The following is a 24,380-nucleotide window of genomic DNA, read 5'->3' as shown; positions in this document are numbered from 1 at the left end:
TTGCGGGGGCGGGGGAAGGGATAGAAGCTTGGCGGTGCGCAAGCCGCGCTTTGCGCCGGTCAATCGATCATGCGCACGACGACCTTGCCCTTTGCGCGGCCCGATTCGAGATAGGCGATTGCCGCGGCGATGTCGGCGAAGGGAAAGATGCGGTCGATCACCGGTTCGAGCTTGCTCTGCGCGATAAGCGCCGCGAGTTCGGCGAGTTCGGCGCCGCTGGGGTGCATGAAGAGATAGCGGTAGGTGACGCCATGGCGGCGCGCCTTCGTACGAAGCGCAAAGCTGGCGAACCAGAAGAGCGCGGCAAGCAGCGCACCGCGGCCGAGATCCTTGGTGGCGGTGCGCGGTTCGGGCATGCCCGCGACCGAGACGACGGTCGCGCCGGGCTTGACCACCGAGAAGCATTTTTCGAGCGTGTCGCCGCCGATCAGGTCGAAGGCGCCGTCCATGCCCTGTACGATGTCCCCGAAATCCTGCGTGGTGTAATCGACGACATGGTCGGCGCCGAGCCGTTCGACGAGGGCGCGACCGCGCGGCGAGGCGGTGGTGGTGACCTCTGCCCCCAACCATTTGGCGATCTGGATCGCGAAGGTGCCGACCCCGCCCGCGCCGCCGGGGATGAAGACGCGGCTGCCCGGCTGGAGTTTCAATTCGTCGCGCAGCGCCTGAAGCGCGGTCAGCCCCGCGAGCGGGACACCCGCAGCGGCGGTGAAGTCGAGCGACGCGGGCAGGTGCGCGGCGTGATCGGCGGGGACGAGGGCCATTTCGGCGAAGGCGCCCATGCGGTCCTTGGGCACGCGCGCGAAGATGCGGTCGCCGGGCGCGAAGCCGGTGACGTTCGCGCCGCACGCCGCGACCACCCCGGCGAGTTCATTGCCCATGACGACGGGCATGTCATAGCCCTGGACGATCTTGAGCATGCCGTCGCGGGTCTTGAAATCGACCGGGTTGAGCCCCGCGGCGTGGACGCGGACGAGCAGGTCGCCGGGGCCGGGCGCAGGCGCGGGAACCTCGCGCAATTCGGTGGCTTCGGGGCCGCCGTAGCGGGTGAGGACGAAGGCTTTCACGGCGTTTCTGCCAGCAGTTTTGCGAGATCATCCTTCCAGAATTTCGCCCAGGTATGCGTGCTATGGCCCTTGGTCTCGGCGCTGGCCGGGATGAGGATGAATTTCGCGCGTGGCATGCGCGGCGCGGCCTTTTCGGTGATGCCATAGGCCGGCGGATTGATGAAATCGTCGGCGCTGTTGATCCACAGCACCGGCACGGCGATTTTTTCGAGGTCGGGCCACGGGTTGTAGCTGCGCGAGCTGTCGAGCTGGTAGATCGTGTCGTTGGCGTCGTTGCGACCGTAGGTACGCGCGAACGCCTCGTCCTTGTATTTTTCGGCGGCTTCGCGGGTCGGATATTGCGCCTGCAGCGCATAGGGGTTGGCGCCCGCGATCAGGTTGAGCGAGGCGGCGGTGCGCAGCCCGGCGGCGGGCGGTTCGCTGTAGTTGCCGTCCTTCCACAGGGGATCGGCCTTGATCGCGTCGATCGACAGCGTGCGCCACATCCGGTTCTGCCCCGCGATTTCGACCGGCAGGCAGGCGAAGGGTGCGAGGCGCTCGGCGAAGCCGGGGTGCGTTTCGCCCCAGACGAAGGCGTGCATGCAGCCCATCGAGGTTCCGAGGATGAGCTTGAGCTTCTGCACCCCGAGTTTTTCGGTGAGCAGCCGGTGCTGCGCCGCGACCATGTCGGCATAATCGTAGCGCGGGAATTTCATGCGGAGCCCGTCGCTGGGCTTCGACGAGCCGCCGTGGCCGATATTGTCGGGCAGGATGATGTAATATTTGGCGGTGTCGAGCGGCTGGCCGGGGCCGAAAAGCTCGTTCGCGAACTGCGGCTGGAAGAATTGCTGGCCGGTGCCGCCGGTGCCGTGGAGGATCATCACCGCGTTGGTGACATGGCCCGCCTTGTCGCGCCGCGGGGAACCGAGCGTGGTGTAGTGGAGCTTCAGTTCGGGGAGTTTCTCGCCCGAGGCGAAGGCGAAATCCTTGATAATGGCGTCGGCTTCGGTCGCGCCTTCCACTTGAGCGTGGGCCGGGGAAACGGCTGCGAGCAGCAGGGCGAAGGGAGCGATGAATTTCAGCATGGAGCGAAGCTAGTCCCGTGAGCGATGAGTGACAAGGATCAGCGGGCCGAGCGGGTAAAGGCCGTCGATGCGGCCGGTCGCCGGGTCCCAGAGCGCCGAGACGGTGCCGTCGAGGAAGAGCGCGTCGCGGGTTCCGGCATGGTCGCGCATCAGTGCGGCGAGCGTGCCGAAGGACACCGGCTCGTCGGAAATGACGAAATGCGCGCGACCCTCGGCATCGACGCCGACCGCGTTGCGGATCTTGCGCGACGTGCCGTCGGGCGAAATCCGGGGATGGAGTTTGCCGTCCAGCAGCAGCATCGGGCCCGACTGGGTGCCGAAATTGGGTCGCTGCACGACCCTGGCAGCGAAATCGTCGCTGGTCATCACCCGCCAGTCACCGTCGGCGGCGCCGAAGAAGACACCATTGGGTTTCAGGTAGAAATTGCCACCGCCGTCGCGGCTATTCAGCGGATAGAGGCGTTCGCCGTCCTCGGCATAATAGCCGATTGGCTCGCTGCCCGTGTCGTACATGCCGCCGTTGACCGCGAAGGCGACCGTGGCGGGATCGACATCCTCGGCAAGGCCGGCGAAGCCGCGGTAGATCACGCCGTTCTTGCCGGTGATTTTTGTCGTGATGCGGTGCCGGCCGGGCACGGCGATGCATTCGGTGAAGCGCTTGCCGTCGAAGGTGATGGGCTTGCAGGCCGAGGGCGCGTGCGGTTCGGCGGGCGGCCCAGCCTCGTCACGGCTCAGCGCGACATAGGTCCCGGAAAGGAGCGCGGCGCCCAGCAGGAGCGCCGCGCGGCGTTTCACTGGCCGTAGCCCGGCGTCCCTGCGATGCGCACCGCCTCGCGGGCGGCGGCGAAGAGCGCCCCGGCCTTGGCCTCGCACTCGCGCTGCTCATAGGCGGGGTCGCTGTCGGCGACGATGCCCGCACCCGCCTGGACGTGCATCTCGCCGTCCTTGACGATCGCGGTGCGCAGCACGATGCAGCTGTCCATGTTGCCGTCGGGCGCGAAATAGCCGACGCCCCCGGCGTAAGGCCCGCGTGCGTCGGCCTCGAGCTCGGCGATGATCTGGCAGGCGCGTACTTTGGGCGCGCCGCTGACGGTGCCCGCGGGGAAGCCCGCGAAGAGCGCGTCGATCGCGTCCTTGCCCGGCGCGATGCGGCCGATGACGTTCGACACGATGTGCATGACGTGGCTGTAATATTCGACGGTGTAGCTGTCGGTGACGGTGACGCTGCCGCCGATCGCCGCGCGGCCGACGTCGTTGCGGCCGAGGTCGAGCAGCATCAGATGCTCGGCGCGCTCCTTGGGATCGGCGAGCAGGCTTTCGCGATTCTCGACATCCTCGGCGCCGGTGCGCCCGCGCGGGCGCGTTCCGGCGATCGGGCGGATCGTGATCTCTTCGTCGCGGACGCGCACCAGAATCTCGGGCGACGAACCGATCAGCGCGAAGCCGGGCAGGTCGAGGAAATAGAGGAAGGGCGAGGGATTGATGCGGCGCAGCGCACGGTAGAGGTCGAACGGCGGCAGGTCGAACGGGGTGGAAAAGCGCTGCGACAGCACGACCTGAAAAATATCGCCCGCGGCGATATAATCCTTTGCGGCCGCGACCATTTCGGCGAAGCGCACCGGGCTGGTAGCGGGATTGGCGGCGATCGTCGCCGGATCGACAAGCGTGGCAGCGCGCGAGCTGTGCGGGTTCGCGCTTGCAAGGCGCGCGGCGATGGCGTCGAGCTTTTCCCCGGCGGATTCGATCATCCGGTCGATCGCGCCATTGGCATCGGGCCAGATCGGGGCGATCAGGAAGAGCTCGTCGGCAAGCCGGTCGAAGACGAGGATGACCGTCGGGCGCACGAACACCATGTCGGGCAGGCCGAGCCCGGCGCCCGGTGCGCGCGGAATGCGCTCGACGAGGCCGATCGTTTCATAGGCGAAGAAACCGACGAGCGTCGCCAGCGCCTTGGGCAGACCGTCGGGCACCGCGAAGCGGCATTCGGCGACAAGGTCGCGCAGCGCCTGGAGCGCGGGGGCGGCAACGGGCGCGAAGGTTGTGCGGTCGCGCTGCCAGTCGCGATTGATCCGCGCGGCGTCGCCGGTCACTTCGAACATCAGGTCGGGGTCGAGCCCGATCAGGCTGTAGCGCCCGCGCGTCTCGCCGCTTTCGACCGATTCGAGCACCCAGTCGCCGCGACCGGGCTCGATCAGCTTGAGCGCCGCCGAGACGGGGGTTTCGACATCGGCGATCAGCCGTTGCCAGACGACCGCGCCTTCGCCGCGCGCGAGCGCTTCGAGCGCCGCGGCGCGTCCCTCCAGCGACATGCGAAGCCCGGTCCTATTCGGCGACCGGCAGCTTGCCGGTCAGTTCGTCGCGGAGCTGATCGAGCAGCTTCTGGTTGATCTTCACTCCGACGCGCTTGCGCGCTTCGGTCATCATCTGCGCGACGAGTTCGTTGCCGAAGGCCGGGGCGAGCGGACCGGCGATCGCCGTGACGCGCGCGGGCTCGATCGCCTTGGGGTCGGGGCGCTCCACCTTGCCGAGCGAGAGCACCATCCAGCCGCGGTTGCCCGGGATTTCGAGCGTCTTGACGCTGTTCTGGGCCATCGAGAAGAGCAGCGCGAGTTCGGGCGGGACGGGCTGTCCGCCGGCGCCGAGTTCGCCGCGCTTGCCGCCGATCGTCTGGACGGTGCCGATGTTCGAACCCGCGGCGCGCGCGGCGTCGGCGAAGGCCTGCCCCCCCTCGACCGCCTTGGCGAGCGCGCGCGCCTTGTCGCGCGCGACCTTCTGTCCCTGCGCGAGCTTCCAGTCGGCGAGCAGGTCGGCACGGATCTGGGCGAAGGGCGGAGGGGCTGCCGCAGCGATCGACTTCACCGCATAGACCGCGAATTTCTCGTTCTCGACCAGCGTCGCGAGATGCGCTTCGCCTTCGCCGCTGCCCTGGAAGGCCTGGGTGATCATCGGTGCGAGGTCGGCCGCCATGGCAAAGCCGGGCTGCGCCGGGGCGCGGCCGTTGGGCAGGATCGCGGGGGTCTCGACGAGCGTCAGCTTGCGCGCCTCGGCGATTTCTTCGATCGAGGTGCCGCTGTTCACCGCATCCTGAATGGCGTTGTAGAAGGTGATGATGCCTTCGTTGGCCTTGTTCTTTTCGAGCTGTTCGCGAATTTCGGGGGTTGCCTGCGCGAGCGTGCGGGCCGGGGTCGCGGTGATCGCGTCGACCTGTGCGACCGACCAGCCGAGATCGGTCTGCGTCGGGCCGAGCACGTCGCCGCGGCCGGCGGCGAAGGCAGCCTTGGCGGCGGCGGCGTTGGTCTGGCTCGAATAGGCGGTCTGCGTCACGTCGCCCGACGAGGCGGCGGTGAGGCCCGACGCCTTGGCGGCGGCGGCGAGGCCGGTGCCGCTGCGGACCTTGGCCGCGATGCTGTTCGCGGTCGCCTGATCGGGGGCGATCACCTGCATGAAGCGGCGCGTTTCGGTGGCCGCGAAGCGCGCGGCGTTCGCCTTGTAGATGTCGGCGATTTCCTTGTCGGTGACCGCGGCGGCCGGGGCGATCGCGCGATCGAAGAGTGCATATTGCAGCACGCGCCGTTCGGGGATGCTGAAGCGCGCGCGATTGTCCTTGAGATAGGCCTGCAGCGCGGCGTCGCCCGGATCGGCGGTCGGCGCGAAGCTGCTCGACGGAATGTAGACGGCCTGACCCTGCCGCTCTTCGAGCAGGAGCGCGGCATAGGGCGCCGCCATCGCGGGCGCGATGCGCGGCATCGTGCCGACCGGAACCGCGAGCTGTTCGCCGAACAATTGCTGTTCGATGTCGGCGCGCAGCTGTGCCTCGCTGAGGTTGTTGTCGCGCAGGAAGGCGGTGTAGCGCGCCTGGTCGAAGCTGCCCGAGACGCCGGTGAAGACCGGCAGGTCGGCGATGCGCCCGTCGACGAGGCGCTTGCTGAGGCCGAAGCCGATCGTGCGCGCATATTGGCTGAAGGCGATGCCGTCGACCATCTGGTCGAGCGTCTGCTTGAGCCCGCCGCCTTCGACGAAGGCGTCCATCGTCAGGCCCGGCTGCTGTTCGCGTGCTTGGTCGTAAGAGCGGCGCACCTGGTCGCGCAGTTCGGCGAGGCCGATGTCGGTGTCGCCGACGCGCGCGACATTGGCGCCGCCGATCCCGCCGCCGCCGAAGCTCGAACTGCCGGTGACGTCGCTGAGCGCGAAGGCGAGGCCGACGAGTGCGACGAAGGCGAGGGCGAGGACCTTGCCCAGCGTGGAGGAAAAGAGGCGGCGGATCGCGGTAATCATCGAGCGGGCATTCTTTCCTTGGGGGCGCGGGCGACGCGCGGTCAGGCGCTGCTTTAGGGAAGCAGGCCAGCCGCATCAAGGCGGGAAAGGGCCGCGGCGCCTTTGTCCCGCGACTTGCCTATCGCGGCTGCGGGCCGCTAGGGGGCGGGGCAATCGAAACTGCAGCGAGAAGGACGAGCGATGGCACGGCGCAAATATGTGGTCGGCAACTGGAAGATGAACGGGCTTCGGGAGTCGCTCGACGAAGCGGGTGCGATCTTTGCCGCAGCCGCCGAACATCCGTCGGTCGATGTCGCGCTGTGCCCGCCCTTTACGCTGGTCGGCGCGATGGCGGCCGCAGCGCCCGGAGCGGCGGTCGGCGGGCAGGATTGCCATGCGGCGGCTTCGGGCGCCTATACCGGTTCGGTCGCGGCGGCGATGCTGGTCGATGCCGGTGCGCGGATCGTGATCGTCGGCCACAGCGAGCGCCGCGAAGGTTGCGGCGAGAGCGATGCCGATGTGAAGGCGAAGGCCGAAGCCGGGCTCGGCGCCGGGCTCGACGTCATCCTGTGCGTGGGCGAACCGCGCAAGATCCGCGAATCGGGCGGGGCGATCGACTTCGTCCTCGCGCAGGTCCGCGAATCGCTGCCCGACAGCTTCGACCCGACGCGGCTCGCGATCGCCTATGAGCCGATCTGGGCGATCGGGACCGGGCTGGTGCCGACGACCGAAGATGTCGCGGCGATGCACGGTTCGATCCGCGCGGCGCTGTCGGAGCGGATCGGCGCGGGCGCGGAAAAGATGCGGCTGCTCTACGGCGGATCGGTCAACGGCGACAATGCCGCCGAATTGCTGGGTGCGGGCGACGTCGACGGCGCGCTCGTCGGCGGTGCGAGCCTGACGGCGGGCAAGTTCCTGCCGATCGTGGCGGCGGGCGCGGCGCTTTCGTAACGGCTGGCCCCCGCGAAAGCGGGCGCGCGAGCAAAGTTGCACCAGACCGCCGGCCGTCCCTGCCTTCGCGGGGGCGACGGGAGTCCTTGCGGGTTGAAGAAACGCCGCTTCGTCTCTATGTGCACCGCCAGATCGGCCGGTTGACGGTCCATCCCGTTTTCAGGAATTTTCGATGTCGAACCTCTTCACCTTCCTGCTCGTCGTCCAGGCCGTCGTCGCGGCCGCGATGATCGGCGTCATCTTGATGCAGAAGTCGGAAGGTGGCGGGCTCGGCGTCGGCGGCAGCCCGGCCGGACTGCTTTCGGCGCGCGGCGCGGCGGACTTCATGACGCGTGCCACCACCATTCTCGCGACCGCCTTTGTCGGCCTGTCGATCGTCCTCGCGGCGATGGCCTCGGTCGGCGGTACCGGCGGTTCGACGATCGATACCTCGCTGTCGAAGAGCGGCCAGGCGGCCGGCGGCAGCGCATCGCCGCTGACCGCGCCGGCGCAGGCCCCGGCGGCCGGCGCCCCGGCGCAGGCGCTGCCCAGCGACGATCCGCTTGCGGCTGCCGCCGCGGCGGCAGCGGCCGACAGCGCACCCGCGCAGCAGCCGGCCCCAGCCAAGAAATAAGCGCGGGCGCCGTCCGGCGCCTTCGCATTCGCCGCGGCGGAATATTTTCCGCCGCATGTGATTCGACGGCTTGCGCCGTCCCCCTCCTGTTGAGTAAGTCTTTCCTCCCATGGCGCGGTTCATTTTTATCACCGGCGGCGTGGTCTCCTCGCTTGGCAAAGGTCTGATGGCGGCAAGCCTCGCGGCTTTGCTGCAAGCGCGTGGCTATCGCGTCCGTATCCGGAAGTTCGATCCCTATCTCAACGTCGATCCGGGCACGATGTCGCCCTATCAGCACGGCGAGGTCTATGTGACCGACGACGGCGCCGAGACCGACCTCGACCTCGGCCATTACGAGCGCTTTACCGGCGTCGCGGCGCGCCAGAGCGACAATGTCACCTCGGGCCGCATCTATCAGCAGATCATCACCAAGGAACGCCGCGGCGACTATCTGGGCGCGACGGTGCAGGTCGTCCCGCACGTCACCGACGCGATCAAGGCTTTCGCCCGCGCCGAGACCGACGACCTCGATTTCGTGCTGTGCGAGATCGGCGGCACCGTCGGCGACATCGAATCGCTTCCCTTCATCGAGGCGATCCGCCAGCTGCGCAACGAGGAAGGGCGCGACAAGACGCTGTCGGTCCATGTCACGCTGGTGCCGTACATCGCCGCCGCGGGCGAACTGAAGACCAAGCCGACCCAGCACAGCGTGCGCGAACTGGCGTCGCTCGGCGTCCAGCCCGACATATTGCTGTGCCGCTGCGAAAAGCCGCTGCCCGAGGGCGAGCGCGCGAAGATCGCGCAGTTCTGCAACGTGCGCAAGGAAGCGGTGATCCCGGCCCTCGACGCCGATTCGATCTATTCGGTGCCGGTACAATATCATGGCGAGGGGCTGGACAGCGAAGTGCTGCGTGCTTTCGGTATCCACGACGCGCCCGATCCCGACCTGACCCGCTGGTACGATATCATGGATCGCAAGCGGCACCCCGAGGGCGAGGTGACGATCGGCGTGGTCGGCAAATATGTCTCGCTGCCCGATGCGTACAAGAGCCTCAACGAGGCGCTGGTGCACGGCGGCCTCGCGCACCGCGTCAAGGTGAACATCCGCTGGCTCGATGCCGAGATGTTCGAGGCCGATGACGATCTTGCCGCCAACCTCGAGCCGCTCCACGGCATTCTCGTCCCCGGCGGTTTCGGCGAGCGCGGGTCCGAAGGCAAGATTTCGAGCGTGCGCTTTGCGCGCGAACGCGGCGTACCCTTCCTCGGCATCTGCCTCGGCATGCAGATGGCGTGCATCGAGGGCGCACGCAACACGAGCGGGATCGCGGGTGCGTCGAGCACCGAATTCGGTCCGACCGACGAACCCGTCGTCGGCATGATCACCGAATGGATGAGCGCCGAGGGGCTGCAGCAGCGCGGCGCCGACACCGACCTGGGCGGCACGATGCGGCTCGGCGCCTATGAGGCGAAGCTGTCGCCGAACAGCCATGTCGCGGCGATCTATGGCGCGAACGCGATCAGCGAGCGCCATCGGCACCGCTACGAGGTCAATGGCGCGTATCGCGACCGGCTCGAATCGGGCGGACTGGTCTTTTCAGGCATGTCGCCCGATGGCATGCTGCCCGAAATCGTCGAGCGGCCGGACCATCCCTGGTTCATCGGGGTGCAATTCCATCCGGAGCTCAAGTCGAAACCCTTCGAGCCGCACCCGCTGTTCGCCGGGTTCGTCGAGGCGGCGGTGAAGCACAGCCGGCTGGTCTGACGCCGGCAAACAGGGGAAGCAGGGCTTATGGATCACGCGAAACTCGCCGCACTTCAGGGCCCCGACAGCATCTTCACCGGACTGGGCGCCGACGACTGGGCCGAGATTGCGGGGCGCGCGGTCGAAATGCGCTTCGCCAAGGGCAAGGAATTGCTGGCGCAGGGCGATGCGGGCGACAGCCTGCTGATCCTGACCGAGGGCAGCGCGCGCGTGTCGATGCTGACCGCGGGCGGGCGCGAGATCGTGCTCGCCTATGCCGAGCCCGGTGCGGTGCTCGGCGAGATCGCGCTGCTCGACGGCGGCGAGCGCACCGCATCGGTGACCGCGACGAGCGCGGGCAGTGCGCTCCAGCTCGGCCGCAACGCGCTGCGCGACTTCGTCACCAGCCACCCCGATTTCGCCTGGTCGCTGATGCAGCAGCTCGCGCGGCGACTGCGCACCGCCGACCAGACGATCGAGAGCGACCGCGCCTATGCCTCGGGTCCGCGGCTGGCGCGCTATCTCAAGCGTCTGATTCGCAAGGACAGCCCCGAAGCGGCGCGCGTGGAGCTGAGCCAGACCGAGCTCGGCAATTTCGCGGGGATGAGCCGCGAGCATATCAACCGCCAGCTCAGGAGCTGGGAGGAATCGGGGATCATCTCGCTCGAGCAGGGACGGGTGCGCGTGCTCGACGTCGATACGCTCGAGGATATCAGCGAGAGCGAGGGCTGAAGCGAAGATCCCCCGCTTGCAGGGGCGGCGCGCTGCGCCGGAATCAGAGTTTCACGCAGGAATCACAACGCCCGGGCCTCGATATCGAGACCCGGGCGCCTGTGACGAACATCGCCATCCCCCTTTGCGCAGGCCAGGCGAAAGGCCTGCACTCCCTGGAACCGGGCCTTCGGGCCGCTTGATCCAGAAGTCGTTGGGCTAGGGCGCGCGAGGCGGATTGTCACCCTCTGGCGGCACCCGCGGCGTCACTTTGCGGCGCGCTGTGGCCGTTGGGCAACAGATTCTGCGACTCGTTCGCAACAATCGCCGTCGCAGCGGCCCATTGCCAGCGCCCGGGCCGCCCCCTAAAGCGGCGCCATGACCGCCATTTCGCGCGCTTGCGAGGGACCGACCGCATCATGATCCTGCGTCCATATGAGCGCACCATCTTCAAACGCTATCTGCTGCCGCAACGCGGCGAGGGCTTCATCTTTGTCGCCGCGGCGTTCAGCTTCACCGCCGTCATGCTCGGCGTCGCGGCGCTGGTGATCGTGATGAGCGTGATGAACGGCGTGCGCGCCGACCTGTTCGACAAGATCGTCGGACTGAACGGTCACGCGGTGGTGCAGGGGTTCGGCGGACGGCTCGACGACTGGCAGGGCATGCTCAAGGAGGTCAAGGCGACCCCGGGGGTCGTGTCGGCGACCCCGTTGATCGAACAGCCGCTGCTCACCACCTTCAACGGCCGCGTCGAGGGCATTTTGGTGCGCGGCATGACCGTCGCCGATATCCGCCGCAACGAGGTGCTGGGGGGCAAGGTCGGGCAGGGCAGCCTCAATGCGCTGATCCCGGGATCGGGCAATGTCGCGATCGGCACCGAACTGGCGCGCAACCTGGGCGCGACGGTCGGGTCGAGCATCACGATCATCAACCCCGCGGGGCGATCGACCCCCTTCGGCACCGTTCCGCGCGAGATCAGCTATCGCGTCGCCGCGGTGTTCGAGATCGGCGTGTATGATTTCGACAAGGCCTATGTCGTGATGCCGATGGAGGATGCGCAACTGCTGTTGCTCACCGGCGACCAGGTCGGGATGATCGAGATCAAGACCAACGACCCCGACCGCGTCGGCGAGATACTGGCGCCGCTGCAACAGAAGATTGCGGCGCAGGCGATCATTTCCGACTGGCGGCAGATGAACAGCAGCCTGTTCGAGGCGCTGTCGATCGAGCGCGTCGCGATGTTCGTCATCCTGTCGCTGATCGTGCTCGTCGCGGCGTTCAACATCATCTCGTCGCTGATCATGCTGGTGCGCGCCAAGACGCGCGACATGGCGATCCTGCGCACGATGGGCGCGCCGCGCGACGCGGTGATGCGCATCTTCATGGCGATCGGCCTGTCGATCGGCGTTGCGGGCACGCTGGTCGGCATGGCTATCGGGTTCGGGCTGCTCTATTTCCGGCAGGGTGTGCTGCGGTTCTTCGAATGGGTGAGCGGCCAGCCGCTGTGGGACCCGTCGATCCGCTTCCTCACCGAACTGCCGTCGAAACCCGACCCGTTCGAGATCGTCGGCATCGCGCTGATGGCGATTGTCTTCAGCTTCCTCGCGACGCTCTATCCGGCGCTCAAGGCGGCGAACACCGACCCCGTGCAGGTGCTGCGTTATGAATGAGCTCGCGCTTCAGCTGACCGACCTTCGCCGCAGCTTCACGCAGGGCGAGGTGACGATCGACGTTCTGCGCGGGGTCAACGCGAGCTTGCGCCGCGGCGAAATCGTCGCGCTGCTCGGCCCGTCGGGATCGGGCAAGTCGACGATGCTGCAGGCCGTCGGGCTGCTCGAGGGCGGCTTTCAGGGCAGTATTCGCATCGACGGCGAGGACGTCACGCGCTTCGACCAGGGCGAGCGAACGAAGATACGGCGCGAGAAGATCGGCTTTGTCTATCAATTCCATCACCTGCTCCCCGATTTCAACGCGATCGAGAATGTCATCCTGCCGCAGCTGATCCGCGGTGCGCCGCAGGCCGAGGCAGAGGCGCGCGCCGCCGACCTGCTCGGCCGGCTGGGGCTTGCCGAGCGGTTGCACCACAAGCCGAGCAAGCTGTCGGGCGGCGAGCAACAGCGCGTCGCGGTCGCCCGCGCGCTCGCCAACCGGCCGTTGCTGGTGCTCGCCGACGAACCCACCGGCAACCTCGACGAGGCGACCGCCGACCGCGTGTTCGACCAGTTCGTCAAGCTGGTGCGCGACCATGGCTCGGCGGCGCTGGTCGCGACGCACAACGAACGGCTCGCGGCGAAGATGGACCGCGTCTTGCGCTTGCACGACGGGCATATCGAGGCCTAGGCTGCGGTTTCAACCGGAGGGGACCGACGATGGCGCTTTACGATCTTTCCGCGAAGCTGCCCGGTGGCGGCACGCAGTCGCTGGCCGATTACCGGGGCAAGGTGCTGCTGATCGTCAACACCGCGTCCAAATGCGGCTTCACCCCGCAATATGAGGGGCTGGAGGAACTGTATCGCGATTACAGGGATCGCGGGTTCGAAATCCTCGCTTTTCCGTGCAACCAGTTTGGCGCGCAGGAGCCCGGCGATGCGGAGGAAATCAGGAATTTCTGTTCGCTGACCTATGATGTCAGCTTTCCGCTGATGGCGAAGATCGACGTCAACGGCGACGGCGCCGACCCGATCTTCCAATATCTAAAAAAGGAAAAGACCGGGCTGCTGGGCAGCGGGATCAAGTGGAACTTCACAAAATTCCTCGTCGGGCGCGACGGCAAGGTGGTGTCGCGCCACGCGCCGACGACCAAGCCCGAACAGCTCCGCAAGGAGATCGAGGACCTGCTGGGGTAGCGCCGCCCGATCGGGCAGGCGGGGCGGGACGGGGGCGCAGGCACCCGGTACGGAAACGGGCTCAACCTGACGCGAAGCCGAAAGCCCCCTTCCCGGAGAGGAAGGAGGCGTTCGCTGAGAAGTTTGCCTCGCCCGGATCGAGCGTAGGCCCGACCCGTCGCCGGGTACTTTCCGGACAGGCGCCCTTCGACAGGCTCGGGGCCACGGCGAGGAACGATCCGGACTAGCCGGACGCGAAGCTATGCTAGGCTAGGTAGGTCGCGTCGGCGAGGCTGATCGTCACCGGCGGCGGGGTCAGGAATGGCTGCGTCAGGGTGCTCGCGATCATCCCCATGACGATATAGACGACGATCGTCGCGACGATGATGATCACGACATAAAGCACCGCGCGGTCCTGCGGCACCTTCATCACTGGGGTGGCGCCGAGATAGAGGAGGTAGAGACCGTAGAGGCCGGCGAGGATGCCCAGCGCCGCGACGGCGGGTACCAGTCCGAAGACGCCGCCGAGATAGCCCGCGGTGGCCGAATAGGCGGCGAGCTTCATCGCCTGGGTGCGATCCGATGCGCCGCCGAACTGGGGGGCGAGCGCATCGATGATGAAGGTCAGCACCCACACCGACACGAGTGCGAGCACATAGGACACGACCGCCTGCGTCAGTCCGCCCATCAGCGTGGGTTTGAAACTGATGCCGAGGAACTGCAGTCCGAAGACCTGCATGCCGATGAAACCGGCGATCGGGCCGATTGCGGCGAGCGGGACGACGTAGCGCATGAAGATCGCCTGCGCCGAGTCGGGTTCGGCCGCTACGGTCTCCCATTCGGTTTTAGGTTGCAATATCATGGCCTTGGCTCGATCGATCAAACCGGCGGAACCAGGCTGGCCGGGCGTTGTCATGACGGTCTCCCCTTTGCTGTTTCGACGGACGCGATTGGGACATGGATTGGCGGCGGATGCAATGGCGCCGATCACAGATGCGGCGGGCGCGATGGGCCTTTCGCGAATCGCGCCGCGCGCCTAGCGTCGCGCGATGGCCTACAGCCCCTTTGTTCCCCTGCGCGTCTTTTCCAGTTTCACCATGCTGGAGGGGGCGATCGAGCCGAAGTCCATTGCCAAGGCGGCGCGCGAGCGCGGCTTTCCGGCCGTCGCGATCTGCGACCGCAACGGGCTCTATGGCGCGATGGCATTCGGCGACGCGTGCAAGGCGGCAGGGGTCCAGCCGATCGTCGGAATCTTCCTGAGCGTCGCGCGGCCGGGGCCGCGGCTCGCGAACGGTGCGCCGCAGATCGACTGGCTCGCGCTCTATGCGCAGGACGAGGCGGGGTACGACAATCTGTGCGCGCTGGTATCGGCGGCGCATCTCGGCCGCCCGGTGGAGCAGGACCCGCACGTGCCGCTGTCGGCGCTCGCGGGCAAGGCCGACGGGCTGATCTGCCTGACCGGCGGCGGCGAGGGCGCGCTCGCGCGGCTGCTGGCGGGTGAGCAGAAGACGGCGGCGAATGACTATGTCGAACAGCTCGAAGCGCTGTTCGCGGGACGGCTCTATATCGAATTGTCGCGGCGCGGCGATGCGACCGAGAAGGCGGCCGAGGCGGCGCTGATTGACCTGGCCTATGCGCGCGCGCTGCCGCTGGTCGCGACCAATCCCGCCAATTTCGTCGAGCCGCAGTTCCACCCCGCGCATGATGCGATGCTGTGCATCGCGCAGTCGGCCTATGTCGAGAGCGAGGACCGCCGCGTTTCGAGCCCCGAGGCGTGGCTCAAGCCCGCCGAGGCGATGGAGGACGCGTTCAGCGACCTGCCCGAAGCGATCCGTAACAGCCTGACCGTGGCGCAGCGCTGCGCCTTCATGGCGCCGAAGCGCAAGCCGATCCTCCCCAGCCTCGCGGGCGACCGCGAGGGCGAGGCGGCGCAGCTTGCCGCCGATGCGCGCGCCGGGCTCGAGGCGCGGCTCGCGCACTATCCCGATCTGGGCGAGGAAGAGCGCAACGCCTATCTCGCGCGGCTCGATTTCGAGGTCGGGGTCATCGTCCAGATGGGCTTTCCCGGCTACTTCCTGATCGTTGCCGACTTCATCAAATGGGCGAAGGCGCACGACATCCCGGTCGGGCCGGGGCGCGGGTCGGGCGCGGGAAGCCTCGTCGCCTGGGCGCTCACCATTACCGACCTCGATCCGCTCAAACTCGGCCTGCTGTTCGAGCGCTTCCTCAACCCCGAACGCGTCTCGATGCCCGACTTCGACATCGACTTCTGCGAAACGCGGCGCGGCGAGGTGATCCGCTATGTGCAGGAGAAATACGGCCGCGATACCGTCGCGCAGATCATCACCTTCGGTAAGCTCAAGGCACGTGCGGTGCTCAAGGATACCGGACGCGTGCTCCAGATGAGCTATGGTCAGGTCGACCGGCTCGCGAAGCTGGTGCCCAACCATCCGACCGACCCGTGGACGCTCGAACGCGCGCTGAACGGCGTCGCCGAGCTGATGACCGAGTATAAGCAGGACGACGGGGTGCGCCGCCTGTTCGACATGGCGCGCCAGCTCGAAGGCCTGCCGCGGCACAGCTCGACGCATGCCGCGGGCGTCGTCATCGGCGACCGCCCGCTCGACCAGCTCGTCCCGCTCTATCGCGATCCGCGGTCGGACATGCCGGTGACCCAGTTCGACATGAAATATGTCGAGAGCGCGGGGCTGGTGAAGTTCGACTTCCTGGGGCTGAAGACGCTGTCGGTGCTCAAGGAAGCGCGGCGGCTGCTCGCGCTGCGCGGGGTCGACGTCGATCTCGACGCGCTCGGCTGGGACGATCCGGGGGTCTATGAACTGCTCCAGCGCGGCGAGACGGTGGGGGTGTTCCAGCTCGAATCCGAAGGCATGCGGCGCACGCTGTCGGCGGTGAAGCCGACCAATTTCGGCGACATCATCGCGCTCGTCGCGCTGTATCGGCCGGGGCCGATGGACAATATCCCGCTGTTCGGCGCGCGCAAGAACGGGCGCGAGGCGATCGCCTATCCGCACCCGCTGCTCGAAGGCATTCTCGCCGAAACCTATGGCATCTTCGTCTATCAGGAACAGGTGATGCAGGCGGCGCAGATCCTGGCGGGCTACAGCCTCGGCGGCGCCGACCTGCTCCGCCGCGCGATGGGCAAGAAGGTCCAGGCCGAGATGGACGCGCAGCGCGAGACCTTCGTCAAGGGGTGCGGCGAGCATAACCAGATCGCCCCCAAGGCGGCGAACGAACTGTTCGACTTGATCGACAAATTCGCCGGCTATGGCTTCAACAAGAGCCATGCCGCGGCCTATGCGCTGCTGTCGTACCAGACGGCGTGGCTGAAGGCGCATTATCCGCACGAATTCTTTGCCGCGTCGATGTCGTTCGACAGCCACCAGACCGACAAATTGTCGATCTTCATCGACGACATGCGCCGGCTGGGCGTCGCGGTGACGCCGCCGTCGGTGAACGACAGCGAGGCCGATTTTGCGGTCGGCCGGTCCGACGAGGGGCTGGCGGTGCGCTACGCGCTCGGCGCGCTCAAGGGTGTCGGCGAGAAAGCGATGGAAGCGCTGGTCGCCGAGCGCCACGCGCACGGCGATTTCGCGAGCCTCGACGACTTCGCCGGGCGCATCGACCCCAAGCAGCTCAACCGGCGTCAGATCGAAGCGCTCGCCGCGGCGGGTGCGTTCGACTGTGTCGAGCCCGAGCGCCCGCGCGCCTTTGCGGGAGCCGAAGCGCTGCTCGCCTGCGCCAACAGCTCGGCGCACGAGCGCTCGACGGGGCAGGGCGGGCTGTTCGGCGGCGACATCGCGATCGCCCCCGCGCTCCAGCTGCCCGCCGCCGAGCCCTGGACGCTCGCCGAGCGGATGACGCGCGAGAAGGAGGCGTTCGGCTTCTATTTCTCGTCGCACCCGGTCGAGCAATTTGAGGCCATCATTCTGGCGCGCGGCGCGCGCAGCTATGGCGACATCTGCGACAATGTCGAAATGACGCCGGGCACGCGCATCCCGATGGTGATGGCGGCGATGGTCGAAAGCGCGCGTCCGCGCGTGTCGCAGCGCGGCAACCGCTTCCTCAACCTGACGTTGTCGGACCGCAGCGGGCAGTTCCAGTCGAGCTGTTTCGACGAGATGGCGGGCAAGACGCTCGAGACGCTGGCCGCCGAGGGCGGCTGTGCGATCCTGTCGGTCGAGCTCGACCTGCTCGAGGGCGAGGAAACGCCGCGCGTCACGGTGCGCGGCGCGCAGCCGCTCGCCGACATCGCGGCGACCGCCGCGCTCCAGCTCGAATGCCGTGTCGACGCGGCCGCGGCGATCGACGAGATCGCGCGCTTCGCGGCGAGCAGCGACGAGGCGCGCGGGCGGATCATCGTCACCACCCCCGACCCCGACACGGGGCTCGACATTCGCATCGAGCTGGGGCGGCGTTTCGTGCTCAACCCCGATCTGGTCGCGCGGCTCGACATGGTGACGGGGATCGCCGATCCGCGGCTGTCGCTCGTCGCGCCGCGCGATTTCCGGGTGCGATAGATCCGATGACGCGAACGACCCGGGGGAGCTGCCTTTGCGGCGCGGTCCGGTTCGAGGTGTCGGGCGACTTCGACGCCTTTTTCCTGTGTCACTGCTCGCGGTGCCGCAAGGACAGCGGCTCGGCGCATGCGGCGAACCTGTTTTCGGCGAGCGCGACGATCGCATGGCTGGCGGGACGCGAGCGGGTCACCTCCTGGCGCCTTCCCCGCAGCCGCCATGCGCGAAGCTTTTGCGGCGCGTGCGGCAGTGCGCTGCCGAGCGTGCAGATGGACGGGGCCCTGCTCGTCGTGCCGGCGGGGAGCCTCGACGATCCGATCGCGATCCGGCCGACCGCGCATATCAGCTGCGCGAGCCGCGCGGACTGGGATATCGGGCTGGAGCATGTCGCGAAGCTGGACGGCTTGCCCGGCTGAGGCCGTCGTTGCGGCAGGAAAATGCGCCTTTGGCCTTGCGCGGTGCGCCCTGCCGCCCCTATCCCGGAGCAAAGCCATAAAGAGGATGCCGAACCGATGGGAATGCAGGGCCAGCCGCTACTTGTCACCAGCCTGATCGACCATGTCGCGCGCGAGCATGGCGGGCGCGAGATCGTTTCGCGCTGGGCCGACGGGAGCATGACGCGATCGAGCTGGGGTGAGGTCGGTACCGACGCGCGCCGCTTCGCCGCGGCGATGGTGCGGCTCGGCATGCGGAAGGGCGATCGCATCGCGACGCTGGCGATGAACCACGGCCATCATCTGGTCAGCTGGTACGGCAGCGCGGGCATGGGCGGGGTGCTCCACACGGTGAATCCGCGGCTGTTCGACGAGCAGCTCGTCTATATCGTCAACCATGCCGAGGATCGCGTGCTGCTGTTCGACGCGGCCTTCCTGCCGATCGTCGAGCGGCTGCGCGACCAGCTCCCCACGGTCGAGCATTTCATCCTGTTCGACGCGCCGGCGCGCGACGGCTTTCTTTCCTACCGCGACCTGATCGACGCCGAGGACGGCCGCTTCGAATGGGTCGAGCTCGACGAGCGCGATCCGGTCGGTCTCTGCTACACCAGCGGCACGACGGGCAATCCCAAGGGCGTGCTCTATGAGCACCGCTCGAACGTGATCCACGCGATCACCGAAATCCAGCCCGACGTGTTCGACATGTCGAACCGCAGCGTGATCCTGCCGATCGTGCCGATGTTCCACGCCAACAGCTGGGGCATTCCCTTTGCGGCGGCGACGGTAGGGGCGAAGCTCGTCTTTTCCGCCACCAACGACGCGCAGGTGCTGTGCGACCTGATGCACGAGGAAGGCGTGACCCACAGCGCCGGGGTGCCGACCGTGTGGCTCGCGATGTTCGCGCATATGGACGCGACGGGGATCGGCTACGGCAAGCTTTATCGCGTGATCATCGGCGGGTCGGCGGCGCCGCGCGCGATGATCGAACGCTTCATGAAGGCGGGAGTCGACGTCGGCCACGCGTGGGGCATGACCGAGACGAGCCCGATCGGGACGATGGGCAAGCGCCCGTGGAACTGGGACGAGATGGGGTTCGACGAGCGCGTCGACATCGTCTGCCGCCAGGGCTGCCCGCCGTTCGGGGTCGAGCTGCGCATCGTCGACGACGAGGATAATATTCTGCCGCGCGACGGCGAGACGAGCGGGCGGTTGCAGATCCGCGGGCCGTGGATCATCCAGCGCTATTTCAAGGCCGGCGAGGATGCCGCCGACGATGATGGCTGGTTCGACACCGGCGACGTGTCGGTGATCCACCCCGACGGCGTCATGCAGATCACCGACCGCGCCAAGGACGTGATCAAGTCGGGCGGCGAGTGGATCAGCTCGATCGAGCTGGAAAATGCCGCGGTCGGCGCCCCCGGGGTGCAGGAAGCCGCGGCGGTCGGCGTCTTCCACCCCAAATGGGACGAGCGCCCGGTGCTGCTGATCGTGCGCAAGCCCGGCGCCGCAGTGAACGAGGCGGAGATCGTCGAATATCTGAAGGACAAGGTCGCGAAATGGTGGCTGCCCGACGAGGTGATCTTCGTCGAGGACCTGCCGCACACCGCGACGGGCAAGATATTGAAGCGTCAGCTGCGCGACGATTACAAGGATTACCGGCTGCGGTCGCTGGCGGAGGCCTAAATTCCCAAATGCCGTTTGCCCTGAGTTTGTCGAAGGGCCGTTGTTTCTTCGGGGTAACGCGACAGAAAAACGGTGCTTCGACAGGCTCGGCACGAACGGATTTGGGTTGGGCTTCAGAACATCTCCATCTGCCCGTCGCGTTCGGGCGGGCGGAACAGGTCGCTGCGCAGCGGCGGGAATTTGCGGTCCATGCCATGTTCGCGCGCGGCGCGCTTGACGCGCTGGCGGATGAGCTGCGGCCAGACGCCGTGCCCCTTCATCCGCGAAAAGAAATTCGGATCATTGTCACGGCCGCCGCGAATGTCCTGGACCATGTGCATCACCTTGTCGGCGCGGTCGGGGTAATGTGCCGCGAGCCAGGCGCGAAACAGCGGCGCGACCTCGTGTGGCAGGCGCATCAATATCCAGGAGGCGCGGATCGCCCCGGCTTCGGCTGCCGCCTTCATGATCGCCTCGATCTCGTGGTCGGTGATTGCGGGGATGATCGGCGAGATATTGACCTGCGTCGGCACTCCGGCGTCGATCAGCGCGCGGATCGCCGCGAGCCGGCGACGCGGGTGCGGCGCGCGTGGCTCTAACGTGCGCGCGACCCCGGGATCGAGTGTCGTGACCGATACCGCCACGCCGACCAGATCGTCGCGCGCCATGGCGGCGAGCAGGTCGATGTCGCGCAGCAGCCGGTCGGACTTGGTGGTGATGATCAGCGGATGTTTCGTTTCGGCGAGCACCTCGATGATCGCGCGCGTGATCCCCCACTCGCGCTCGATCGGCTGGTAGCCGTCGGTGTTAGTGCCGATCGCGATCGGCGCGACCCGATAGTTGCGCTTGGCGAGTTCGGCGCGCAGCAGTTTCGCGGCATCGGGTTTGGCGAACAATCGGCTTTCGAAGTCGAGCCCCGGCGACAGGTCGTGAAACGCGTGGGTCGGGCGCGCGAAGCAGTAAATGCAGCCATGCTCGCAACCGCGATAGGGATTGATCGAGCGGTCGAAGCCGATGTCGGGCGATGCGTTGCGCGCGATGATCGTTTTCGGATGCTCGACGGTCACCGAGGTGCGCAGGCGCGGTGCCTCGCCGTCGATCCCCTCGGCCGCATCGAGCCAGTCGCCGTCGGCCTCGCGGGCGAGCGATCCGGTGCGCGTCGGGCGGAGGTTGGTCGGCGCGCCGCGGCCGGCGATCGGGGGCAGGGGTTTGGGCGATTCCACTTGGCGAGGATATAGCGCCGAATGGAACAAAGAAAGAACATTTCTCTTCCATCGTCATTCCCGCGAAAGCGGGAACCCAGTTCCAGCAGCTAGGGTTAGCGCAATTTCGCTCTGGGTCCCCGCTTTCGCGGGGATGACTAATATGGTTGTTATTCGGTCAGCCGGGGGATCAGATCGACGAAGTTGCAGGGCTTGTGCCGGCTGTCGAGCTGCGACGCGAGAATGCCGTTCCACGCGTCCTTCACCGCACCGGTCGAGCCGGGGAGCGCGAAGATATAGGTGCCGCGTGCGACGATCGCGCAGGCGCGCGACTGGATCGTCGAGGTGCCGATGCTCTGGTAGCTCAGCCAGCGGAACAATTCGCCGAAACCCGGAATGTCCTTGCCGTCGAGCATGTGCAGCGCTTCGGGCGTCACGTCGCGGCCGGTGACGCCGGTGCCGCCGGTGGTGATCACCACGTCGACGCTTGCGTCGTCGATCCAGTTGTGCAGGCGCGAGACGATCAGCGACTTTTCGTCGGGGATGATCGCGCGGTCGGCGAGGATATGGCCGGCACCGGTGAGCAGGTCGACGAGCGTGTCGCCGGACCGGTCGTCGGCGGCGCTGCGGCTGTCCGAAACGGTCAGGACGGCGATGCGGACCGGCCTGAACGCCAGACTTTCGTCAATCGGCATTGGCGAGGCTGCCGGCGTAGCTCAGGCGGACGCGGTCCTTGCTGTCGGGGAAGCGCGGCCATTTGCCCTGCGCGAGCGCGGCGCGGCTGACCGAGGGTTTGCCCTGCTGCGCCTCGTACATCCAGTAATTGCGCAGCACGATGCCGACATAGCCGCGCGTTTCCCAATAAGGGATCGATTCCATGTAGAGCAAAGGGTCGCCCTGATCGCGGATTTCGCTCTGCCAGCGCGCGATCGGCGCGGGGCCGGCGTTGTAGGCGGCGATCACCTTGGGCAACTGGCCGCCGGTCGAGCCGTCGCGGCTGAGATATTCGAGGTAACGCTGGCCGAAATCCATGTTGACCGCGGGCGATTTGAGATCGCCGGGCCCCGCTGCGTCGCCGTTCCAGCGCGCGAGGTCGCGCGCGGTGCCCGGGCGCACCTGCATCAGACCCATGGCGCCCGCGCCGCTGACCGCAGCGCGTTGAAAGCGCGATTCCTGCAACGTGTGGGCAAAGACCAGCGCCGGGTCGACGCGCCAGCCGCCGTTCGGTTCCCACCTGGGTTGCGGATAGCGCGTCGCGGCGGCGAGCTTGCGGCCCTGCGGGGTGTTGTGCGCGAGGTAGAGCTGCGTTTCGGGCAGGCTGAGCGCCCCCGCGAGCCCGATCAGCTGTTCGTGCTGGTCGCCGCGGCCGATGCGGGCCTGGTGGCGGATAACCGCGTCGGCATATTTTTCTTCGCCGATCTCTGCCAGCGCAATCGCGACGCGGACGTTGGGCTGATCCTCGAGCGCGCGCCAGGCGCTGCGGTCGGCGCGGACATTCTGCTGCTGGTGGACCGCCGCCTGCCCGAGCGTTTCGGCGGCGAGCAGGCCGTAGAAGGTTTCCTCGTTCGCGGCGGCGGCGCGCAGGCGCTGCTGCACCGATGCGGGTTCGCCCGCCGCCATCGCGGCGCGCGAGGCCCAGTAATGGCCCGCCGCGCGCAATTCGCTGTCGGGCGCTTCCTTCGCGACGCGGTCGAAGGCGACGAGCGCGGTGCGATAGTCGTGGAGCCGCCACGCCGCGAGCCCCTGAACCCATGCACCCTGCGTCGCCCATGGCCCGCTGCTCTGCGTGCACGCCAGCGACAGCCGCAGCGCGCTCTGGTCGTCATTTTCGATATAATAGGACCAGGCGACCTTCTGCGTCCATTCGGCGCGGGCGTCGGGTGAGAGCTTGTCGATCACCGCGTTGAGCAGCGCCTCGGCGCCGGCGGGATCGTCGTTTTTGATTCGCTCGGGAATGCTGCTCGAGAGGCCGTTTGCAAAGGGGTCGTTGACGCTGTTCGCGCCGACGCGCCGCGGGGCGCTGCCCGACCAGCTCAGCCGCGCCTGCGCCGGCAGCGTCGGGACATCGGTCGCGCCGCGGCGTGCGGCGAGGCGCCCGAGCTGCTCGGCCTGCGGCAGGCTGGGCGATCGCGCCAGAATCGGCATGATGTCGGCGACCTCGGCGCGCGGGCTGTTGGCCGCGGTCAGCAGTTCGGCGCGCAGGAAATCGTTCAGCGGACCGTTGTCGGCACCGTCGAGCAGCGCCTTCGCTTCCGCCCAGCGCTGGCCGCGGATCGCGGCAACGACCTGCGAATAGGTTTGTTTCTGCTTCGACGACAACACCGACGGTACCGTCTGCGGCGCCGATGCCAGCGGAAAGGCGGCGTCGGCGGCGAGCGCGGGCGCCGCGGTCAGGGTGGCGGAAAGAAGCAGGGTGGCGCCGAGCGCCGCGGTCATATTTTTCATCTGTCAACGTCCCCGGTTGAACAGTTTGAGGCTATCCCAGGCCGCCGCCTTGTGCGCGGGCCGGGCCAGCAGCATCGCGGGGTGCGCGACTGCCGCCGCCTCCATCTTGCTGCCATCTTGGTTAATATCGAGTAACCTTCCGCGTGCGTCGGGTAGCGCGATCTTCGCCGCCATTCGCGTGATGTCGCTGCCGACAAGGAGCAGCCGGCCGGGCCGCGCGAGGCGCAAGTGGTGCCAGAGCAGCCGGTCGAGATCGGCCGCAGCCTCGGCGTCGCAGCGCCCGCCGGGGGGGCGCGTGACAGCAAGGCTGGCCAGATAGCAGGCGTCGCGTGTCATGCCGATCGCGCCGAGCATCGCATCGAGCAGCTTGCCCGCGGGGCCGCTGAAGAGGGTTCCGTCGCGCTGGTCGTCGATTTCGGGCCAGGCGGTGAGCAGCATCAGCGGCGCACCGGCCTCGCCGACCGGGAGCACGCGGCGCGCGTCCCACTGGCTGCCCGGCACGTCGGGATGCCCGGCGAGCCAGATGCGGAAGGCGTCCCAGTCCTCGGGAAGCTCGACGGGCCCCTTTTCGGCGGGGGCGTCGACGGCTTCCTGCCGCTGAAGCGCCGCGGGCAGCGGGAGGGGTTCGGGTTCGGCCGCAACGATGATCCGCGGCTTGGGTGCCGCGTCGTTTGCCGCGGGCACGGCGAGCCAGCCCGCCGGTGCCTCGCCGACGAGCGCGTCGACACCCGCAAGCGACCACCAGTCGCAATAGCTTTCCGCCAGCAAGGCCGATTGTTGCCCACCCATGAAATTGTTTCAAACAGGCGGTTGACGGACGCGTCAATTGGCGGGCATCGGAAATCGTGACAGAATGAGCGCCGGACACGATGAATGATCGGCGCGGGGACGGCAGAA

General features: G+C 67.6%; 20 protein-coding genes. 10 read left to right on the top strand and 10 right to left on the bottom strand.

The genetic code is table 11. The features are described 5' to 3' along the window. Positions 1-59 precede the first annotated feature (59 nt). The 5 genes from EAO27_RS10710 to EAO27_RS10690 are packed head-to-tail and all read right to left on the bottom strand — an operon-like array spanning position 60 to position 6,406. Positions 60-1,067, bottom strand: coding sequence for an NADP-dependent oxidoreductase (locus tag EAO27_RS10710; protein ID WP_242769266.1), 1,008 nt, complete (start codon positions 1,065-1,067; stop codon positions 60-62). Then, positions 1,064-2,131, bottom strand: coding sequence for an alpha/beta fold hydrolase (locus tag EAO27_RS10705; RefSeq protein WP_242769264.1), 1,068 nt, complete (start codon positions 2,129-2,131; stop codon positions 1,064-1,066). Before EAO27_RS10705 ends, EAO27_RS10710 begins: the two co-directional genes overlap by 4 nt. A 9-nt stretch (positions 2,132-2,140) precedes the next feature. Then, on the bottom strand, positions 2,141-2,926 hold the full coding sequence (locus EAO27_RS10700; RefSeq protein WP_242769262.1) for a phosphodiester glycosidase family protein: 786 nt from the start codon (positions 2,924-2,926) through the stop codon (positions 2,141-2,143). Continuing rightward, complete coding sequence (locus tag EAO27_RS10695) at positions 2,923-4,440, bottom strand: chorismate-binding protein (protein ID WP_242769260.1); 1,518 nt, start codon at positions 4,438-4,440, stop codon at positions 2,923-2,925. The genes EAO27_RS10700 and EAO27_RS10695 overlap by 4 nt, the downstream gene beginning before the upstream one ends. Before the next feature lie 13 nt (positions 4,441-4,453). Next, positions 4,454-6,406, bottom strand: a complete 1,953-nt coding sequence (locus EAO27_RS10690; protein ID WP_242769258.1) for a peptidylprolyl isomerase — start codon at positions 6,404-6,406, stop codon at positions 4,454-4,456. 180 nt (positions 6,407-6,586) lie between these two features. Here EAO27_RS10690 and tpiA point away from each other — a divergent pair, with 180 nt between their 5' ends. From tpiA to EAO27_RS10655, 7 genes are all read left to right on the top strand, one after another. Next, on the top strand, positions 6,587-7,336 hold the full coding sequence (gene tpiA, locus EAO27_RS10685; RefSeq protein ID WP_242769256.1) for a triose-phosphate isomerase: 750 nt from the start codon (positions 6,587-6,589) through the stop codon (positions 7,334-7,336). A 172-nt stretch (positions 7,337-7,508) separates the two neighbouring features. After that, positions 7,509-7,949: a preprotein translocase subunit SecG gene (gene secG, locus EAO27_RS10680; protein ID WP_242769254.1), complete on the top strand. Its 441-nt coding sequence runs from the start codon at positions 7,509-7,511 to the stop codon at positions 7,947-7,949. Positions 7,950-8,058: 109 nt separating this feature from the next. Then, the gene (locus tag EAO27_RS10675; RefSeq protein WP_242769251.1) at positions 8,059-9,690 is read left to right on the top strand and encodes a CTP synthase; all 1,632 of its coding nucleotides are present in this window, start codon (positions 8,059-8,061) and stop codon (positions 9,688-9,690) included. Positions 9,691-9,717: 27 nt separating this feature from the next. Next, positions 9,718-10,401: a Crp/Fnr family transcriptional regulator gene (locus EAO27_RS10670; RefSeq protein ID WP_242769248.1), complete on the top strand. Its 684-nt coding sequence runs from the start codon at positions 9,718-9,720 to the stop codon at positions 10,399-10,401. A 398-nt stretch (positions 10,402-10,799) separates the two neighbouring features. Next, positions 10,800-12,050, top strand: a complete 1,251-nt coding sequence (locus tag EAO27_RS10665) for a lipoprotein-releasing ABC transporter permease subunit (RefSeq protein WP_242769245.1) — start codon at positions 10,800-10,802, stop codon at positions 12,048-12,050. Further along, a complete protein-coding gene (locus EAO27_RS10660; protein WP_242769243.1) occupies positions 12,043-12,720 on the top strand; it encodes an ABC transporter ATP-binding protein in 678 nt (225 codons plus the stop codon). The genes EAO27_RS10665 and EAO27_RS10660 overlap by 8 nt, the downstream gene beginning before the upstream one ends. A gap of 29 nt (positions 12,721-12,749) precedes the next feature. Continuing rightward, positions 12,750-13,226, top strand: coding sequence for a glutathione peroxidase (locus EAO27_RS10655; protein WP_242769241.1), 477 nt, complete (start codon positions 12,750-12,752; stop codon positions 13,224-13,226). A 244-nt stretch (positions 13,227-13,470) separates the two neighbouring features. Here EAO27_RS10655 and EAO27_RS10650 read toward each other — a convergent pair whose 3' ends face one another. Beyond that, positions 13,471-14,061, bottom strand: coding sequence for a Yip1 family protein (locus EAO27_RS10650; RefSeq protein WP_242769239.1), 591 nt, complete (start codon positions 14,059-14,061; stop codon positions 13,471-13,473). A gap of 193 nt (positions 14,062-14,254) precedes the next feature. On the opposite strand from EAO27_RS10650, the gene dnaE reads away from it, so the two are divergent. From dnaE to EAO27_RS10635, 3 genes are all read left to right on the top strand, one after another. Then, on the top strand, positions 14,255-17,743 hold the full coding sequence (gene dnaE, locus EAO27_RS10645) for a DNA polymerase III subunit alpha (RefSeq protein WP_242769237.1): 3,489 nt from the start codon (positions 14,255-14,257) through the stop codon (positions 17,741-17,743). 5 nt (positions 17,744-17,748) lie between these two features. Further along, complete coding sequence (locus EAO27_RS10640; RefSeq protein ID WP_242769236.1) at positions 17,749-18,156, top strand: GFA family protein; 408 nt, start codon at positions 17,749-17,751, stop codon at positions 18,154-18,156. A 96-nt stretch (positions 18,157-18,252) separates the two neighbouring features. Beyond that, positions 18,253-19,857, top strand: a complete 1,605-nt coding sequence (locus EAO27_RS10635) for a long-chain fatty acid--CoA ligase (RefSeq protein ID WP_242769235.1) — start codon at positions 18,253-18,255, stop codon at positions 19,855-19,857. A 113-nt stretch (positions 19,858-19,970) separates the two neighbouring features. Here the strand turns inward: EAO27_RS10635 and EAO27_RS10630 are convergent, their stop codons facing one another. The 4 genes from EAO27_RS10630 to EAO27_RS10615 all read right to left on the bottom strand — a co-directional run bounded on the left by EAO27_RS10630 (position 19,971) and on the right by EAO27_RS10615 (position 24,272). Beyond that, complete coding sequence (locus tag EAO27_RS10630) at positions 19,971-21,032, bottom strand: PA0069 family radical SAM protein (protein ID WP_242780552.1); 1,062 nt, start codon at positions 21,030-21,032, stop codon at positions 19,971-19,973. A 176-nt stretch (positions 21,033-21,208) separates the two neighbouring features. Next, positions 21,209-21,733 (bottom strand): molybdenum cofactor biosynthesis protein B, encoded by a 525-nt coding sequence (moaB, locus tag EAO27_RS10625; protein ID WP_242769233.1) that lies wholly within the window; start codon positions 21,731-21,733, stop codon positions 21,209-21,211. Further along, positions 21,723-23,483, bottom strand: coding sequence for a lytic transglycosylase domain-containing protein (locus tag EAO27_RS10620; RefSeq protein ID WP_242769231.1), 1,761 nt, complete (start codon positions 23,481-23,483; stop codon positions 21,723-21,725). The genes moaB and EAO27_RS10620 overlap by 11 nt, the downstream gene beginning before the upstream one ends. Before the next feature lie 3 nt (positions 23,484-23,486). Continuing rightward, positions 23,487-24,272, bottom strand: a complete 786-nt coding sequence (locus EAO27_RS10615; protein ID WP_242769229.1) for a uracil-DNA glycosylase family protein — start codon at positions 24,270-24,272, stop codon at positions 23,487-23,489. Between the last annotated feature and the right edge of the window lie 108 nt (positions 24,273-24,380).

The organism is Sphingopyxis sp. YF1 (assembly GCF_022701295.1).
Taxonomy (GTDB): domain Bacteria; phylum Pseudomonadota; class Alphaproteobacteria; order Sphingomonadales; family Sphingomonadaceae; genus Sphingopyxis.
The sequence above is the reverse complement of the archived record's forward strand: the minus strand, read 5'-3'. Positions and strand labels throughout refer to the sequence as shown.